Origin of the sequence: Winogradskyella poriferorum (assembly GCF_036553625.1) — a bacterium.
Classification (GTDB): Bacteria; Bacteroidota; Bacteroidia; order Flavobacteriales; family Flavobacteriaceae; genus Winogradskyella; species Winogradskyella poriferorum.
On record NZ_JAZHOU010000001.1, the window covers coordinates 479706 to 496444 of the forward strand.

The window sequence follows — 16739 nt, forward strand, 5'->3', positions numbered from 1 at the left end:
AAAAGATGAGCAAATATAAAATTATAAAGTAACTAAATAGCTAATTTTTTACTTTGAGATTGTTGTGGTTTTATATACACTTCTAACAACTTTGCATTCTTACCGTTAAATAAAGCAGCTCTCATTGATGCTGGAAGCAATACAGTTTCTCCCATTTTTAAAGTTTCGGTATGTCCGTTTACAGATATTAAAGTCTCTCCCTCTACGCACATAAAAATAACAAACGAGTCTAGATAGTCATAGTTTATTTGTCTTAAACCATTAACCTTAAAAATATTAGTAGTAAAGAAATCACAAGACACTAAATTGCTATTTTTATAAGAAAAAAGTTCATAATCACATTTACCATTAGACTCAAAAGATTTTGTTGCTTCTATAGCTTGTTTAGTATGCAAATCTCGTTTATTACCTGAATCATCGGTTCTATCCCAATCGTAAACTCTATAAGTAATATCACTGGTTTGCTGTATCTCAGCAGCCAAAACACCTGCACCAATGGCATGAATTTTTCCTGCTGGAATAAAGTAACTATCGCCTTGCTTTACTTTTTCTCTATTAAAGACCTCTTCAACATTATTTGCGTTAATTTGTCCTAATATATTTTTATCTACACTTTCATCTTTTAATCCAAGAACGATATCTGCATCGTCATCACTATCCATGATATACCACATTTCTGTTTTACCAAAGGAATTATGATGTGCTTGGGCCATTTTATCATCTGGATGCACTTGTACTGAAAGGTCTGTTTTTGCATCTAAAAACTTAATTAACAGAGGAAACTCTTCGCCAAAACGTTCTGAATTTGCTAAACCTAAAAATTCTGAATTATATGTTTTTAAAAGATCATTTAGGTTTTGCCCTTTGTAGTCTCCATTAGCTACTTCTGAAACATTTCCTTTTACACCAGAAATTTCCCAGCTTTCACCAACATTTTCTAAATCTGTTTGCTTATTCAAGATTTTTGAGAGTTTATTTCCGCCCCAAATTTTCTCTTTTAAGATTGGTTTAAATTTTATAGGATATGCTTTCATGTTCTTTCTATTTTTAAAGGCTCGGTTTTAAAGCCCTGTATTTATTCATTTCTTTTACTGAATCTACAATTGAAATAATTCCCTTAAAGAAATTTGACTTAGGGTTATTTTTATCTATTAGCGCTTTTACCTCTGCTATAAATTCTTTGTTTTTTACACTGTGCTCCAAAATTTCATCAAGACTTTTGTTTGTTTTTTGAAGTGATGCCAAGTTTATAAACCCTATATACTTCAAATTATAATTACTAAACAAATAACGAGCACCTGCTCTTTTGGCCATTGGTTCGGAAACCGTCTTTTTTATCTCTACAATTTCTACTTTGTCTGCACAATTTTCTTTTACTTCGTTAAGTAATTGTATGGTATTATCCTTGCTGTTATTATCTACCAAACAAAACTTTACAACATCTGTAGACTGAATGTGTTTGGCTAAAGCGTCAACATTTATTAAAGATTCATTATTTCTAAAAATTATTATGACTCCTATCTTCATTATTTACTTATTATTATGCAACTTCAAGAACTTCTGAATTCTTAGATTTTGATTTTTTGGATCTATAAACCCATGCAATCTGCGCTAATTGCATTACAATCTTTACTGAGTCTTTCATAGACAATTTAGATCCGTCAGCATGTATCCAACGCTTTAATGGCTGTTCACAAAGCATCGCTTTTGCCTTCTTAAGACCAAAATGGATAGACATTCGCTTAAAAATTTCTACATCAAAAATCCACTGCGTTACAAACTTTTTACCAAAAGCAATATCAATGATATCCTTATGAAAGATTTTTGCACCACATTGTGTGTCTTTAAAATCCATTCTTAAAATCTTTCTTATAATAAAGTTTATCGTTAAGCTAATGATTTTGCGTGCTGATTCTTTAGTAATATCTGCTCCCATTCTAGAGATACGAGAACCGCTTACAATTTTAAAATCTGAGTTTTCTATAGTTTTTACTAAATCGTCAAAATCTCTTAAATCGGTGGATAAATCTGCATCTAAAAACCCTATGTAATCAAGATCTTCTTTTTGTGCCATGTGTAACATTCCTAACCTTACAGCTTCTGCTTTACCACCGTTTTTTTCGCAATCATAAACTGTAATAAAATCTTCTCTTCCTTTTTGAATATTATGCAAAACTTCTAAAGTTCTGTCTTTACTACCATCATTAACAAAGCATAAATGATAACCTGTATGTTGATCTATGTACTTTAAAAACTCATCACTTAGCAATCGCTCTTCTTCATTATAACATGGAATTACAACACCAACACAACGTTGCTGAATCATTACATTCTCAGAAGAATTAGCTAATGCTGTTTGTGGCACTCCGATTAATCGCTTTACACGTGCACAAATCTCGTTTAAGCTTAAAGGTTTTTTCATATAATCTGTAACACCTAACTCAAATGCTTCAGTTATAATTGCATCTTGAGTATTACCTGATAAAATCATAATTGGTGTTTCAGGGTTTTTTGACGTTCTAATATGGTTTACCACATCAAATCCAGAAATTTTTGGCATATTAAAGTCTACGATAACTAAATCTGGATTAAAGTCATCGTATATAGCCAATCCTTTATTAGCATCTGTTTCTATTTTAACATCGTATCCTAACTCCTTCAATCTCTTTTCTAAAGGAAGTAATACTAACTGTTGGTCGTCGATGGCTAAAATTTTCATAATTTGTGATTTTAGGTATTAATTTCGGTTCAAAAGTACTAGATAAGGTATCCTGAAAATTTTAATTTAGATTAATCAGACATTTAGTGTAGACGAATGGCAGATTACTTAAGATGAATAAAATTAGAACCACCTTTGAAATTATATATCTTTACCAAAATGATTTAAGCATCAGCATTATAGATGAAAGAAAGCTCAAATAAATATTTGATTGCTGCCCTTTTAATGGGTTTAGTGTTTCATGGTACATCTATTTTTTTCACTTTAGAAACCACCTATGATGCCCTTATACATCTTTTTTTTGCTGACCATTATGCCAATAGTTGGTTTGAGCCATGGAATTATAAGTGGTATACAGGGTTTACTGTGATGAGTTATCCTCCATTAGTACATCAGTCTATTGGTGCGCTCTCATATATAGGAGGACTCAAATTTGGCATGTTTACGGTTGCATTTATTGGTATAACATTATTTATCACTGGAGTTTACAGATATGCCTACCTTATTACCGCAAGTAAAAAAGCGGCTGGTTATGCTGCAATATTGGCTGTTTTTTCCTCATCATTCGTAGAAACGCTTCATATCTTCGGACAGCTACCAAGTATTGTTGGTGTTTCTGTTTTAATGCATGCGCTACCAGAAATTTATTTGTGGTTAAAAACTGGTAAGCTCAGATATTTAGCCACCTCATTATCCCTAATATCAGTTACGGTAACATCACACCACGTTACACCTATTTTTGGAATGGTCTTTTTTATTTTTCCGTTAATAGGCATGGTAATAATGGACCACGCAAGAGAAGGTGTGCCTTCTTACAAGCAAGTTACTATTAGATTATTTCTTAATAGCTTTTTTAAACTCTTTAAACGCATTGTTAGCTTTGGAATGTTATCCTTAGTAATCATTGTAGGTTGTATTTTACCGTATTGGATAAACTCTAAAAACAACCCTATTACGCAGGTTCCAATTCCGCATGGCTCTCGAGATAATTTCTTGGAAATAACATCTTCTGGACTGGTTTTTTTCTTGATTCCTTGGGGAGTTTTACTGATCTTATTACCATATATTTTCTATCGCTATTACAGTAAGCGCTATTTGTTTTTTGGTTTGTCTATAACCATTTTAACGATTTTAGGTACAGGCGGTACAACACCTATCCCTAGAATTGCGCTTGGTGAAACTGCGTTTAACATCTTAACACTAGACCGTTTTACGCTTTGGGCATCTATAATGTCTTTGCCGCTTTTTGGAGAGTTTGCTTACAGATTAGTTGAAGGCGATTTAAAAACACTCATACAAGAACGCCTTGGAGATGTGTACCACAGAGTTGCTGGCGGACTCTTTGCTGGTTTATTCTTGTTTATGACCATTTTTACACTAAGCCTTGGTTATTTTAAACCCTCCCAACCTCAAAAAATTAAAATGCTACCTATTATTAATTTTTTGAGTCAGGATCATCACGACCAATGGCGTTATATGACTCTTGGTTTTGGCGACCAAATGGCATGGTTGTCTGCGCAAACAAAAGCATTGTCTGTTGATGGTAATTACCATTCAGCAAGACGACTTCCAGAACTTACAACACGACCTATTGAGCGTTTGGAAAATTCAAAATTTAAAGGTGTAGAAGGTATTGGTTCGTTACAACAATTTTTAACTACACCAGAGAAATACAATCTAAAATACATTTTCTCTAACGACAAGTTTTACGATCCAATTTTATATTTCTGTGGCTGGCAACGTTTAAGGCAATTAGAAAATGGCATAATGGTTTGGGAAAAACTCAATGTACCTCCGTTATCATCTATTCTACCTAAAGACGACGTAGCCACCTGGTTAAAAATTCTTTGGGGCACTATGCCTTTTCTAACCGTTTTAGTAGCTTTTGTACTCAACGTTCAATTTTTATTGGTACATGCTTTAAAAACAAAATATTCACCACCACCTGTCTATCTTAATTTTCAGAATAATTATACCAAATTTTCTAGGTTAATTTTAAAACTCACACACGTATGGTCTGTGATATTAGCCATCATTGTGTTTTATGGTATTTATTTGTTTTACATTAAAAACGTATCGCATCACTCTGCCAAAAATGCCGTTATTGCCTATTACGATGCTATCGATTTTAAACGCTTTAAAGAAGCGCACAGCCTCATAAACCCAAAGAGCAATATGGCATTAGACCAATACATGCTAGAAGTTTCCGTCACTGACGGTTTATTGAGCTCTTACGCTAAACTCGATGCGATTACAACTGAAACTATAAGCGAAAATGACAGTTTAGCAAGCATAAAAGTGAATACCGAATGGATTACACCTCTCGAAAAAATTAAGAAAACCGATTATAAGTATCTCGAAAAAGTTAATGGTAAATGGTATTTACAACCCGAAGACATTGATTTAGATTTACCTCCAGATCAATTGTACTCTATGAATACGACCGACTATTTTAACCAAGGTAGACGACGTATTACAACCGAAGAAACCCATCACGAAGACATTTTAAAACAACCCGTCTTAGAAATTTTAGATGCTAAATTGGTAAAGTTTGAAAACCATTACGCGCTCATTGGTGAGGTACAAAATATAGATAATGTACCTGCTGACGTTGTACTTAAAGGCACGCTATATAACGATGATAACAAGTTTTTGGCAACCTACAATGCAAAATATCATGTAAAGCATAAATTAATGCCTAAGGAAGTAAGTTCCTTTAGAATAAATTTTGAAGGAATTGCCTGGTCTAAAACGCAAGATTCTATTCCAAAGACTTTTAATCCTGATGAATTTACACCTGTAGAGTTTGAAGAGCAACCTACAAAATTTAATCTTCAGGTGGCAGGTAATGTATCGAGTTCAGATTTGTACAAGCGTACGTCAATTTCTATTCAGAATATTGAGGATTCTAAAGTTTCTGGAATACTATTTAATGGAGGTACAGAAGAAGTTACTATTCCGCAATTATTAGTATCTTATTATAACGAATATAAAGAGTTGATTTGGGTAGATCATATCTTTATAAAGGATGGCATACGACAGCAACGACAACGTCCATTTGAATATGCTCTTTTGAAAAATGAAACTTCAAAATTAATTAATAACGACATGGAAAACTGTTATGTTAACGGTTTACCAAACGAAGATATTTCAGATAAGATTGTACCTAATCGAATTATTAAGCACGATGATAATGAGTTACAACCAATAAACCATCCACTTTATAAATTTGTAAAACTAGAAGTTAACACCTATATAGGGAATCCTAATTAATGCAGCTAAAGTATTTCTATATCGCCTTTTTTATTTTGTTTTTTGTCACTAATAACAAACAAAACTCAAGTGACTCTAACCATGACATTGAGTTAATCACAACGCAAAATTCTTATGTTGCTGGAGAGGACATTTCATTACAATTTAAAGGAAACGTAAATGCCTCTGTTTATTTATTATGTGCTAATAGTTACGGCACCATTATAGTTTCACCTAGCATAGAAAATTCAATAACTAGTTTTCAATTACCGCAAAAATTTGCCAATAAATCAGGCACTATAAACTGGCAACTGATTAATGATTCTGTTCTTAAAACAGGTACACTATATGTTAATCCACAACCAAAAATAAAAGCTATTGAAACCTACATTGGCCCTCCTAGCATTGAAGCAGGTGGTACAGATTATACAATGCTTGTTACCATACCTACAGACCCATTAGACAATCCGTTAGCAGACAGCACAAAAGTGCAAGTAAAGCATCAATTTATAAACAAAAATTACAGCAACGACATCGTAATGCAAAATGGCATTGCTTACAGAAATATATATTCAGAAAAAGAAGATGGTCGCATCATTATAAGTACAGAATGTTTAGATCTTAATTCGAAAGAATATGATGTTAATGTGGTACCAGCTATTCCTACGAATTTCGAAATTGATTACAACAGAATTCATGAGTATGCAGACGGAAATCAAATTACTACATTTTCAACTTCAGAATTAAAAGACCGTTACGGCAATACAGTTAGCGATGGCACCTTTGTAAATTTTTATCTCACTAACTCCAAGGGTTACAAATCATCAACCTCTGGACTAACAATTAACGGTATTGCCAAGGCAAAATTTTTGCACCCAGACCACGAAGAACGTTATGATGTAAAAGCCTATGTTGAAGGTATGGCAGAAAGCAATACTATTGTCATTTTTTATAAAAAAGCTATTGGTGATTTTGAAATTCATTTTTCTGAAGATAAGCGCACCATAACTGTAGGACCAATTGAAAGTTTTATGAATCAGCGTGTACCAGATGGTCTCAACGTGAGTTTAAAAATATTTAAAAATGATGTTTTAGACCATAAAATGATTAAAGAAACACGTGAAGGTTTTGCGACATTTAAACTAAATAAAGACCGTTTCCCAAAAGGACAATACAATTTTGAATTTTATGCTGCTGGAACAACAAAATCCTTTAGTACCATTACCTATGAGTAATATCAATAAAAATATAATACGCACAGCGTTAATGATATCTTATATCATTCTTATTGGTTTGGTGGTTTATGGTATTTCGTCTATTTACAGTTACCTTAATACTGGTGCAGACCGAAGCAAAATGCTTCATACCGAAGTAAAAAAAGTAGAGCAATATCTACCTCAAATGCAATGGCAACCTTTAACTAATGAAGGTAGACCAATGGACCAGCAAACCCTAAAAGCTATTGAAACAGATTATTTAGATGCTTGGTACGTAAAGCAAGTTGCATACAAAACTAATACCACTGAAGGCATAACTGATTATTATACCGAAAACTCCAGAGAAAACCTTCACAACATTATACATCTTAATACTGAAAGTAATACTACAATAGATGCCACCACGTTATCTCACAATCCTAAACTCGATTTTTTTAGTGAAGATGGTCAACTTGCTGTGTTAACAGATTATGATGTTGTGGAATACAAACGCGTTTTTAAAGACAATAAGCTAATTTTTGACGCAACAGAAACTTCGGATTATCGTGTTACTTTTTTACTGGAAGATGGGTTTTGGCGAATACGACATATGGTAAAATTAGAAAGCCGTCCGTTTGAAAATCAAACCACTCAAGATACTTTAAAACTAAACATTAAGGGCATTAACTACTATCCACAAGCGACAGCTTGGGATATGTATGGCGACAATTTTAATGCCGATACGATTGCTAAGGATTTTAAAATTATAAAAAGCGCTAACCTCAACAGTATACGTGTTTTTATTCCGTATGAAAGTTTTGGAAAAGCCAACGTAGATGCAACAAAACTAGACCAAGTAAAACAACTTTTAGACTTAGCAAAGACAGAAGATCTTAAAGTACTCATAACCTTGTTTGATTTTTATGGTGACTATTCCGTACTAGATTGGACTTTAACCCAACAGCACGCCAAAAAAATAGTCTCAGCTTTAAAAGATCATGATGCGTTATTAGGTTGGGACATTAAAAATGAGCCCAATTTAGATTTTGAATCGAGAGGTGAATCCTTGGTCACAGCTTGGCTCAATAAAATGATAGATTTAGTAAAATCTGTAGATGGCAATCATCCTGTAACCATAGGCTGGTCGAATGTAGAAAGTGGAGAAATTCTTAAAGACAAGCTCGATTTCATCTCATTTCACTACTATGAAAATCTTGATGATTTATCCGAAGCATATACCAATTTAAAGTCGAAAATTAAAGATAAGCCTATTGTAATTACTGAATATGGTATGTCGTCTTACAGTGGTTTTTGGAAACCTTTTGGACCATCTGAAGATGACCAAGCTGAATACCACAAAAAAATTCAAACTACTTTTGCAGAACAAGACATTCCGTTTATGTCTTGGACCTTATACGACTTTTCTAAAATACCAAAGGAAGTCGTAGGTAGACTTCCTTGGCGAAAAAATGTTCAAAAACATTTTGGTTTTATCGATAAAAATGGGGCAAAAAAGGCATCGTATAAATATATTTCCTCTAAACAATAGGTGTAGGTGATTCTGTATTAGAAGAATTAGTCTGTTCTTGTCTTTTATCAATTACATTAGAAGCTAGTTTTGTTCTAAACAATCTTTTTTTACTACGCTTCCTATCAATAATCGTTTTAAAAGTCTGAACATACATATCAGCAATTCTAGACATTGGATAAGCCGTTGCTGCTTCATAATTAGCTTTAGCTAATTCTATTCTATAAGCTTCGTTTGTAACAATCGCTTTAATGCCTTGAGCTAAACTTTCAACACTTCCTGGCTCAAAAAACTCACCTCTATAACCTTCGTCTTGTACTAATAATGCTAAGTCACCAAGGTTAGGCATTACAACTGCTTTACCGTAGCTACCTGCTTGGTGCAATACACCAGAGCTGCCTGTTGTAGAAGTATAAGGAAACACAACTACTGCACTTTCTTGAAATAACGTCGGCACTTCAGACTCTTCAACATATCCTGTAAATCTTAATTGTGGCACGTGTTTATAATCATCTTGTACTTTGGCTAAGTATCCTGGTACATTTGGGTTATCGGTTCCGGCAATTACAACTTCCATATCTAAGCCTGTAGATTGTCTTACTTTCTCTACAGCTTCAATCATACCTTCTACTTTTTTATAAGTTCCAAACTTTCCGAAAGTCATTATTTGTAACGGTCCTTCTGGTAAAGAATAATCTGGCTCTGCTGGTATTTCAAAAGTACCGTGAGGTATTAATTTTACGTTTTTAGCATTATACTTCTCTTCTAAAATATCTACATACTTCTGCATAGTTACAGCAACTGTATCTGCTTTTAGAATTAATCGTGTCAACGTAGAGCCTATAAAGCCATATATTTTTTGCATCATTTTGTTTGATGTAAAACCTGCACTTCCAAGGTCTACTTCTTCTAGAATATTATGAAGCAATACTATGTTTGGAATTCTTTTTAGTTTACAAACCAATGGCAGCATTAAACCTAAAGCAGCTGCTACTTTCTTGTCGCCAAACTTCATGAATTGTAAATTAAACAATACTGAATCTGGTTTTGTTTGGTTGATTGCTTTTGTTACTGAAAAAATAGTCTTGTAACTGTTAAACGACCAACATTCTTTTACTGTGATCTTGCAACCAGCTTCTTCAAACTGTAAATCTTTATCACCTTTTGTTTTATCGGTTAATAAAATCAATTCTGTTACATTTTGATGCTTTCTGAATTGCTTTACCAAGTGATACGCGTACTCATTTAAAGTGACTTTACTTGGTGGATATGCTGTTACGATTGCTAATTTCATAATACTAGGTTTTTGTTTATTACACTACAAATTTGAAGGTTTATAAGGATAAAATTGGTTGATTTTAGACCGTTTGCTATTTACTGTAGACGAATGGTAAATTAGTTTAGATTAAGCCTTTTTTGTCTTACGACTTCGAGTCTAAAAAATGCTAACTGAATGATTAACAGCATTGCCATTGCAACAATTTGCATATGCACAACCTGATCTAAACTATCGTGGTAAAACACAACCAATACAACTTGTAACATTCCAAATACTCCCGAGATAATAACAGGCACATATTTATCTAAAGACAAGTAGTAGTAAGCAAAGATGTTAGACAAGGCAAACATGGATGTGGCTATAGCATATTGCCAAAGCAATGGTGCCATATCTATATAAGCTTCACCAAAAAGTATATTTATTATTAACTCTGGGAAAAGTACACAACCTAATACTATAACTGCAGATATTGCAGCGATGTATCCAACATACTTAAACAATACTGATGCTGTTTCTTTTCCTTCTTTTTTTAGTTCTACAACAGCTGGTAATAGTAACATTACAAACATCCAGGCAATAAAATATACGATACGACCTATCAATGCTAAGGAAGCATACAAACCAGCTTCGTAAGATTCAAAATAGTGTTTCACTAATAGGATGTCACTATTATTAATGATGATTTGTGTTAACTCATAAAACGCTGTTAGCAAAAAGAAGCGTTTTATTTGCTTACTATGCTCTGCTTCTAATTTTAAAGTCTTACTAAAACTAATCTGACTTGTTTTAAAAGGAAATAATCCAAACGCAAAAGAGATTAAAATACCTAACGCAATTACCCAAGATGCTTTAATATCGAAGATTAAAATTATAGCTAATGTAATGAGCAATCGGCTTAACATTTCGCCTTGATATGTTATAGACAAAGATTTATAGGCTTTTTTCCCTTGATAGGTTCCTCTGTTAACACTCATTAGAAAGTAAAGCGGTACACCACAACCAAAAATCACAAACATATTTGACGATGATGTATTAAAAACCGTTTGAAGTTGAGATGCAAAAGTCACAATTAAAAGACCAAAAACTACACCTACAATAAAGGATTGCTTATAGACTTTAGCAACAAAACTCTTAAAAGTATCACCTTCAAACAACACCGAAAATTTAGCTGTAACCAATTGAAACGTCATCGCTACAAAAGACAGTACCAATAAAAATGTGATGAGTACGGCAGCATCTGCAAACTGAGCAGGTCCTAATACACGACCCAAAATAAGGTTGTACAAATAGTTACCTCCATTTACTGCCAAAACACTAACCATAAAGAGTTGTTCTGGTGTTATTTTTTTCGATTTTAGGATTGATAAGGCTTGCATAGTTTTATTTTTTAAGGTTGAAATTAAGCTGCTGTTTTAATTGCTCTTAGTTCTTCAAAAAGGTCTCTATTGATATTTCCAATAACCATAAAACCTCTATTCTGACTTAAGGCCTGCTTGTACAATGCCTTAATAGCTCTAATGCCATTAGCATCAATTTCTATTACATTTTCTATATGAATAGTTAATTCTCCATTTGCATTTAAAATAGCTTCACAATGGTTTTGAAAATGTTTTGCTGTTGATGCGTTAATAGATCCTCCTATTATAAAAACTCCGTGCTTTTCTGTGATTGTAAGTGCCATAATTTTGTTATTTTTTAATCGTTTTTCATTCAAATCTGACACAAATATCCTCCGTATTTCCATGTACGAGCAATCTATTTCGACGGATGGCAATTTACTGTAGATGAATGAAGGACTACCTTACCGTAACTTGCAAATAGTTAAATTGTAACAGATATGAGGACTTTAAAATCATTATTTACTATCAGTTTTTTAGCGTTTACTCTGTGTTTCTCTGCTCAGAATATGCAAGAAGGTTTTACGTATTTAGAAACCGGACAATACGCTAAGGCCGAACAATTCTTTAATGACATATTAAAGGATTACCCAAATAATAAAACAGCACGTTTGTGTTATGGTCGTGCTATTGGACTAAACGGAAAAGCCGAAGCTGCTAATGCTTTGTTTTCAGATTTACTAAAAGATTATCCTAATGATTTTGAAGTAAAACTGAATTACGGAGAATCTTTACTCTGGAATAGCAATTTTAAAGACGCTAAGTCTTACTACAAAGGTTTGGTAACAGAAGATCCTAAGAGTTTTGCAGCCTTGTTAGGTTTTGCTAATACACTTTCAAACCTAAAAGAATATGAAGACGCTCTAACCTACGTCAAAAAAGCTTTAGAAGTATCTCCAGGAAACCCAAATGCTCTAACCTCTAAAAAATATATCTATTTAGGTTATGCTTACCAAAATCAGCAAGGGCAGAACTATGAAAAAGCTGAAGAACTCCTAATTAAAAATCTAGGGCTGTTTAATGACGATAAAGATACTTTGCTCAACCTTGGTAATTTATACTTAATATGGGAAAAGTACGATGAAGCACAGAACATATACAATCGTTTGGCTGAACAATCAGAGCATAAGATTATTGCCTTGAATGGTTTGGCATTAGTCTCTCATCTAAAAGGCAAAGAAAAACAAGCTTTAGCCTTAAGTACTGAAGCCTACAATAGCATTACCGACTCTACAGATGCAACAATAAAACAACAAACAAAAGAACGCTATACACAAGCTTTAATCTGGAACAAAAAATTTAAAGCAGCTTCTGAACTAATCAATCAACTTATGGCTGAATATCCTAATGAAAATTGGGTTTTGGCTCTGCGTGCTACGTTAAACATTTACAAAAGTAATTTTAAAAATAGTTTAGAAGACTATGATCAAATTCTAGTAAACGACAGCACGTCTTTTGATGGTAACTTAGGAAAGGCTAACGTCTTAAAAGCATTAGGCAGAACTGATGAAGCGTATACCTCAGCAGAAAACACTTTAAAATTTTATGATAAGCAAAAGGATGCCACTAATTTTATTAATCAATTAGATCTTAGTTTTAGCCCAACGATTGAAACTAAGGCGTCTCACACCTTTGATAATGGAGACAACAAAGCTTATACCTTCTCAGCAAATGTTATATATCCATTATCAACTAAATTACAGCTCTTAGGAAATTACAGTTATCGCACTACTAATAATAGTGTTACAGATGTTTCGGCAAGTGCAAATAACTTGTCCTTTGGGTTATCGTATCAGTTAATCCCTAATTTAACGTTGAAAGGTATTGCTGGACTTAATTCTGCCGAAGCCGAAAACAATGATTACAACCAGCTATTAGCTAACCTATCACTAAACATAAAAACGTTTAAACTACAAACCCTAGAGCTTGGTTATAAGCGCCAAGTAGAAAGTTTTAATGCCGAGCTTTTAGACCGAGAGTTGGTGCAAAACAACTACTATGCTAACTACAATCTTAGTACAAATTTTAACTTAGGTTGGTACACGCAGTTAATCCACACCTCGCAAAACGATGGTAACACCAGAAACCTCTTATTTACCTCATTATACTATAACATTTTACCAAAACCTGGATTAAAAGCTGGTGTAAATTACCAACACATTACATTTAAAGACCAAGTGCCAACAATATACTTTAGCCCAGAAAAGTTTAATGCTTATGAGGTTTTTATAAACCTTATTAAAGATGAGGCTATTGCTAAACCAAAAGAATGGTTTTATAATCTTACAGGTGCTTTTGGTTACCAGTTTATAGAAGACGACCCAAAACAAACAGCATATAGAGTACAAGGTGCTTTTGGTTACAAATTTTCTGAGCGTAGCTTACTTAATGTGTATGGCACGCACAGTAATATTGCCTCTGCTACTGCTGCTGGTTTTACCTTTACTGAGGTTGGATTACGTTTTAAATGGGTGTTTATGAGGAGTATATTAAAAAAATCAGGTTCTTAATCTTTTCTTTTTTAATTTATTTCTAATTTCTGTTAGCCTTTTTATATTTTCCTCGTTAATCCCAAGAGTTGAGTTAAGAACATTAAAGTCATTTTGATTTAATATTTGCTCAATATTGGATTTATTTTCAAAATAAGTAGTAAATTTTTCGAATTCACTTTGATTAATCTCAATATACGGAATAGGTAATTTTTTAAATTCGCTAGGAATCAATTCTAAAACTCCTCCACCATAATATCTACCATCCAATTCTGAAAGAAGTAAGGTTAATGTATTATAAAATGAATAAATAAAACTATTCAAGTCATAACTATCTCTCATACTAATTTTATAGGCAGAATCTGTAACGAAGGCGTTTGAATTGTTCTTTAAAAGTTTTGGATATAGATGACTTCTCTTGAAGAAAATAGCATCAGGCTTTACAGATATATTAGGAATTACATACCATTTATTTCGTATTTTACATTTATATCTTTCTGGAATATTTGAAGATTCTCCTTGCTTCAGGTAATTTCTTAAATCGTTTGAAACTCTATCATCTTCATTTAGTTGTAAAAGTCTACTAGGTAAATTATCGTCTTCTAGTTGTTTAAAATCACTATCATTAAATACTACACTACCATTAACAAACTGCCCTTTTTGAATAATGGGTTTTGTATATTTTGATAACTTATATTGACTTTCTGTTTCTTTATTAATTATAAAAAACTTATTAGCTGCAGTTACAATACCAGGCCTAGATTCTGAATAGTCATTTACAGTTTTTAGTTCTTTTTTTAATTTATCAATAAATATTAACTCATCCGAAGTCAAAAAGTGATGCGTCCATTTTACTTTTGAAGTAACTAACAGTTCATTGTTTTTTAACACAAATGAATTTTGTTCTAATATTTCCTTCGAACTAATATTTGCAAAATACTCTCCTTTATCATCAGATTTTTTATAGGCGAAAAGAACTATTGTATCCTGACCTTTACATTCAAACATTAAGTCATTGAACGTAAATATTTCAATTCTTTCAAATTGTTTTTTTAAATACTCTCTAATTTCATCAGCAAATTTAACCTGTAATAATTCAGATGGTAAAACGAAAGCCAAAACGCCATTCTTGGCCAAAATTGTATTTGATTTGACTAAAAATGTTGTCCAAATATTTTTAACTGATGCCTCAGTTAATTTTTCGCTTGAATGTATTTCTTTGCTTAGCTCAATTTGTCTTGATGTAAGTATATTTTTTTTTACGTAAGGTGGATTTCCTACTACAGCTGAAAATTGTTTATCAGTCGAAAACTCTAAGAAATCTGTTTTAATAAATGAAGCTGTTTTTTTACTCCACTTTTTTGAGGCTGTTTTCAATTCAACTTCGTTGATATCTAAGGCTGTTAAATTGATGTTTATATCCTTTGCTTTTTCTAGTTCGAAGATAAATGCTCCATCACCGACACTAGGCTCTAAAATTGACATACGTTTTCTGCCTTCAAAATGAGATAATACTCTTTTTGAAATAAAACTTGCCAAGTATGATGGCGTGTAATATGAGCCAGTCTCTTTTTTATTCATTGTAATACTCCATCAATTCCTGATGGAAAACAAAATACTTTAATGTATAATCACCAAGTTTTTCCTTTATTGATTCATAGATTCCATCGCCAACTTGATAATTTTCTAATTCTAGAATTAATCCATTTATTATTTTTCTGAGTTCATTTAGATTCCATAATACAATTATTGAACGTTCTCTTTCATCAAAACGAAATGCTTCTGTCGCCATCCATTTACCCAAATTTGTTTTCCACATTATACTGCCTTTGGATGTTCTATATAAATGATTTTCATATTCCGGTAAACAAGCGTCAACAAATCCTTTGTTATTAACATTAGGAACAGTTTCGTCCTTGGATGGCCATTTACTGCCTTTTTTATTATTGCAGAACTTACACGAGTATGTTAGGTTATCATATTGGCAATAATCAATGTTACCGTTCTTTTCAAATAGGCTCTTTGGAATAAAATGGTCAACTTCAAAATATGTATGTCTAAAGCCATCAAAAGAATCACAATATCCACAACAACTATTAAAATCTTCCTTGAGATCTGGTTTATGTTCACTCCAATTTTTACCTGTAGGTTGCTTTGTAGTAACTGTTCTTCTAACTGGTGGTTTTGCTCTTACATTCATATCTCAATCACTTTTTTCTTTTGTCGATTAATGATTGTAGAAATGCTTCTGCATCTTTTTTAGTTTTAGCTAAATCATCCAGTTTTTTTTCGGTTAAAAGGTGTTTAGGGATTTCATTTCTCTCACTTTTATCTAAAGCTAACAATTCATCTTGCTTGGTGACCAACAAATCTTTTTCTGAAGCAGTTAGACCCTCTTTTTCTCCTTTTTCTAACAGTTCAGAGACAATGACTTTTTTCTTATTAACGTGATTTCTGTATTGTTCAATACTTTTAATTAAAGTAGTGATGAAGTGATGAACTTTCTTTTCATCTTCATCATCTTCACTGAAAATATCATCTTTATCAAATATAATTTTCCAGTCTTCAACGTGCGGTTCAGCCTGTTCAACCTTGTTTGTGAATATAATATGAGGAAATAGTGGCTTTTTGTCATAGAATTCACTTTCAACGATTTCACCATTAAAAGTAACTTGATTTGTCTCATTTAACTTGTAATCAATCATTAATAAATCTATATCAGATTCATAAACTTGATTCATAAGCTCATCCAAAGACATTCCTTGGTGAAATTCGTAACCTATAATTTCAATTCCAAAGTTCTTGAAACGTCTTTGATATTTTTTTACTTGTTTTATATCTTCATCGATATATCCAATTTTGTATTTAGCTTCCATAAT

13 protein-coding genes are annotated in these 16739 nt (G+C 32.6%); 4 read left to right on the forward strand and 9 right to left on the reverse strand.

The features are described from left to right. Positions 1 to 32: 32 nt before the first annotated feature. From V1468_RS02190 to V1468_RS02200, 3 genes are read right to left on the reverse strand one after another with little or no spacing between them, the layout of a single operon-like run. A complete protein-coding gene (locus V1468_RS02190; protein ID WP_331808617.1) occupies positions 33 to 1034 on the reverse strand; it encodes a type I phosphomannose isomerase catalytic subunit in 1002 nt (333 codons plus the stop codon). A gap of 13 nt (positions 1035 to 1047) precedes the next feature. Continuing rightward, a complete protein-coding gene (locus V1468_RS02195) occupies positions 1048 to 1527 on the reverse strand; it encodes a glycosyltransferase family 2 protein (protein WP_331808618.1) in 480 nt (159 codons plus the stop codon). 13 nt (positions 1528 to 1540) lie between these two features. Continuing rightward, positions 1541 to 2719 carry a response regulator gene (locus tag V1468_RS02200; protein ID WP_331808619.1) on the reverse strand — a complete coding sequence of 393 codons (1179 nt, stop codon included), beginning with the start codon at positions 2717 to 2719 and terminating at the stop codon, positions 1541 to 1543. A gap of 183 nt (positions 2720 to 2902) precedes the next feature. On the opposite strand from V1468_RS02200, the gene V1468_RS02205 reads away from it, so the two are divergent. From V1468_RS02205 to V1468_RS02215, 3 genes are read left to right on the forward strand one after another with little or no spacing between them, the layout of a single operon-like run. After that, positions 2903 to 5992, forward strand: a complete 3090-nt coding sequence (locus tag V1468_RS02205; protein ID WP_331808620.1) for a hypothetical protein — start codon at positions 2903 to 2905, stop codon at positions 5990 to 5992. Next, positions 5992 to 7206 carry a hypothetical protein gene (locus V1468_RS02210; protein ID WP_331808621.1) on the forward strand — a complete coding sequence of 405 codons (1215 nt, stop codon included), beginning with the start codon at positions 5992 to 5994 and terminating at the stop codon, positions 7204 to 7206. The genes V1468_RS02205 and V1468_RS02210 overlap by 1 nt, the downstream gene beginning before the upstream one ends. Further along, the gene (locus tag V1468_RS02215) at positions 7199 to 8716 is read left to right on the forward strand and encodes a cellulase family glycosylhydrolase (RefSeq protein ID WP_331809339.1); all 1518 of its coding nucleotides are present in this window, start codon (positions 7199 to 7201) and stop codon (positions 8714 to 8716) included. Before V1468_RS02210 ends, V1468_RS02215 begins: the two co-directional genes overlap by 8 nt. On the opposite strand, the gene V1468_RS02220 is transcribed toward V1468_RS02215, so the two are convergent. The 3 genes from V1468_RS02220 to V1468_RS02230 form a co-directional block, all read right to left on the reverse strand. Then, complete coding sequence (locus V1468_RS02220; RefSeq protein WP_331808622.1) at positions 8706 to 9989, reverse strand: glycosyltransferase; 1284 nt, start codon at positions 9987 to 9989, stop codon at positions 8706 to 8708. The genes V1468_RS02215 and V1468_RS02220 overlap by 11 nt on opposite strands. Positions 9990 to 10090: 101 nt before the next feature. After that, positions 10091 to 11350 carry an oligosaccharide flippase family protein gene (locus tag V1468_RS02225; protein WP_331808623.1) on the reverse strand — a complete coding sequence of 420 codons (1260 nt, stop codon included), beginning with the start codon at positions 11348 to 11350 and terminating at the stop codon, positions 10091 to 10093. Between the two features lie 23 nt (positions 11351 to 11373). Next, positions 11374 to 11655 carry an STAS domain-containing protein gene (locus tag V1468_RS02230; RefSeq protein ID WP_331808624.1) on the reverse strand — a complete coding sequence of 94 codons (282 nt, stop codon included), beginning with the start codon at positions 11653 to 11655 and terminating at the stop codon, positions 11374 to 11376. Positions 11656 to 11811: 156 nt separating this feature from the next. Between V1468_RS02230 and V1468_RS02235 the strand changes: the two genes are divergently transcribed. Beyond that, positions 11812 to 13881, forward strand: coding sequence for a tetratricopeptide repeat protein (locus tag V1468_RS02235; protein ID WP_331808625.1), 2070 nt, complete (start codon positions 11812 to 11814; stop codon positions 13879 to 13881). On the opposite strand, the gene V1468_RS02240 is transcribed toward V1468_RS02235, so the two are convergent. Genes V1468_RS02240 through V1468_RS02250 form a run of 3 tightly spaced genes read right to left on the reverse strand, consistent with a single transcriptional unit; the run spans position 13870 to position 16736 of the window. Beyond that, complete coding sequence (locus tag V1468_RS02240) at positions 13870 to 15441, reverse strand: Eco57I restriction-modification methylase domain-containing protein (protein ID WP_331808626.1); 1572 nt, start codon at positions 15439 to 15441, stop codon at positions 13870 to 13872. The two genes, V1468_RS02235 and V1468_RS02240, sit on opposite strands and share 12 nt — an antisense overlap. Continuing rightward, a complete protein-coding gene (locus V1468_RS02245; RefSeq protein WP_331808627.1) occupies positions 15434 to 16060 on the reverse strand; it encodes an HNH endonuclease in 627 nt (208 codons plus the stop codon). Before V1468_RS02245 ends, V1468_RS02240 begins: the two co-directional genes overlap by 8 nt. 7 nt (positions 16061 to 16067) lie before the next feature. After that, positions 16068 to 16736 carry a hypothetical protein gene (locus V1468_RS02250; protein WP_331808628.1) on the reverse strand — a complete coding sequence of 223 codons (669 nt, stop codon included), beginning with the start codon at positions 16734 to 16736 and terminating at the stop codon, positions 16068 to 16070. Positions 16737 to 16739: the final 3 nt, after the last annotated feature.

Coding starts and splice junctions, on each gene's coding strand:
- V1468_RS02190 (WP_331808617.1), bottom strand. CDS start 1,034: ATGAAAGCATATCCTATAAAATTTAAACCAATCTTAAAAGAGAAAATT.
- V1468_RS02195 (WP_331808618.1), bottom strand. CDS start 1,527: ATGAAGATAGGAGTCATAATAATTTTTAGAAATAATGAATCTTTAATA.
- V1468_RS02200 (WP_331808619.1), bottom strand. CDS start 2,719: ATGAAAATTTTAGCCATCGACGACCAACAGTTAGTATTACTTCCTTTA.
- V1468_RS02205 (WP_331808620.1), top strand. CDS start 2,903: ATGAAAGAAAGCTCAAATAAATATTTGATTGCTGCCCTTTTAATGGGT.
- V1468_RS02210 (WP_331808621.1), top strand. CDS start 5,992: ATGCAGCTAAAGTATTTCTATATCGCCTTTTTTATTTTGTTTTTTGTC.
- V1468_RS02215 (WP_331809339.1), top strand. CDS start 7,199: ATGAGTAATATCAATAAAAATATAATACGCACAGCGTTAATGATATCT.
- V1468_RS02220 (WP_331808622.1), bottom strand. CDS start 9,989: ATGAAATTAGCAATCGTAACAGCATATCCACCAAGTAAAGTCACTTTA.
- V1468_RS02225 (WP_331808623.1), bottom strand. CDS start 11,350: ATGCAAGCCTTATCAATCCTAAAATCGAAAAAAATAACACCAGAACAA.
- V1468_RS02230 (WP_331808624.1), bottom strand. CDS start 11,655: ATGGCACTTACAATCACAGAAAAGCACGGAGTTTTTATAATAGGAGGA.
- V1468_RS02235 (WP_331808625.1), top strand. CDS start 11,812: ATGAGGACTTTAAAATCATTATTTACTATCAGTTTTTTAGCGTTTACT.
- V1468_RS02240 (WP_331808626.1), bottom strand. CDS start 15,441: ATGAATAAAAAAGAGACTGGCTCATATTACACGCCATCATACTTGGCA.
- V1468_RS02245 (WP_331808627.1), bottom strand. CDS start 16,060: ATGAATGTAAGAGCAAAACCACCAGTTAGAAGAACAGTTACTACAAAG.
- V1468_RS02250 (WP_331808628.1), bottom strand. CDS start 16,736: ATGGAAGCTAAATACAAAATTGGATATATCGATGAAGATATAAAACAA.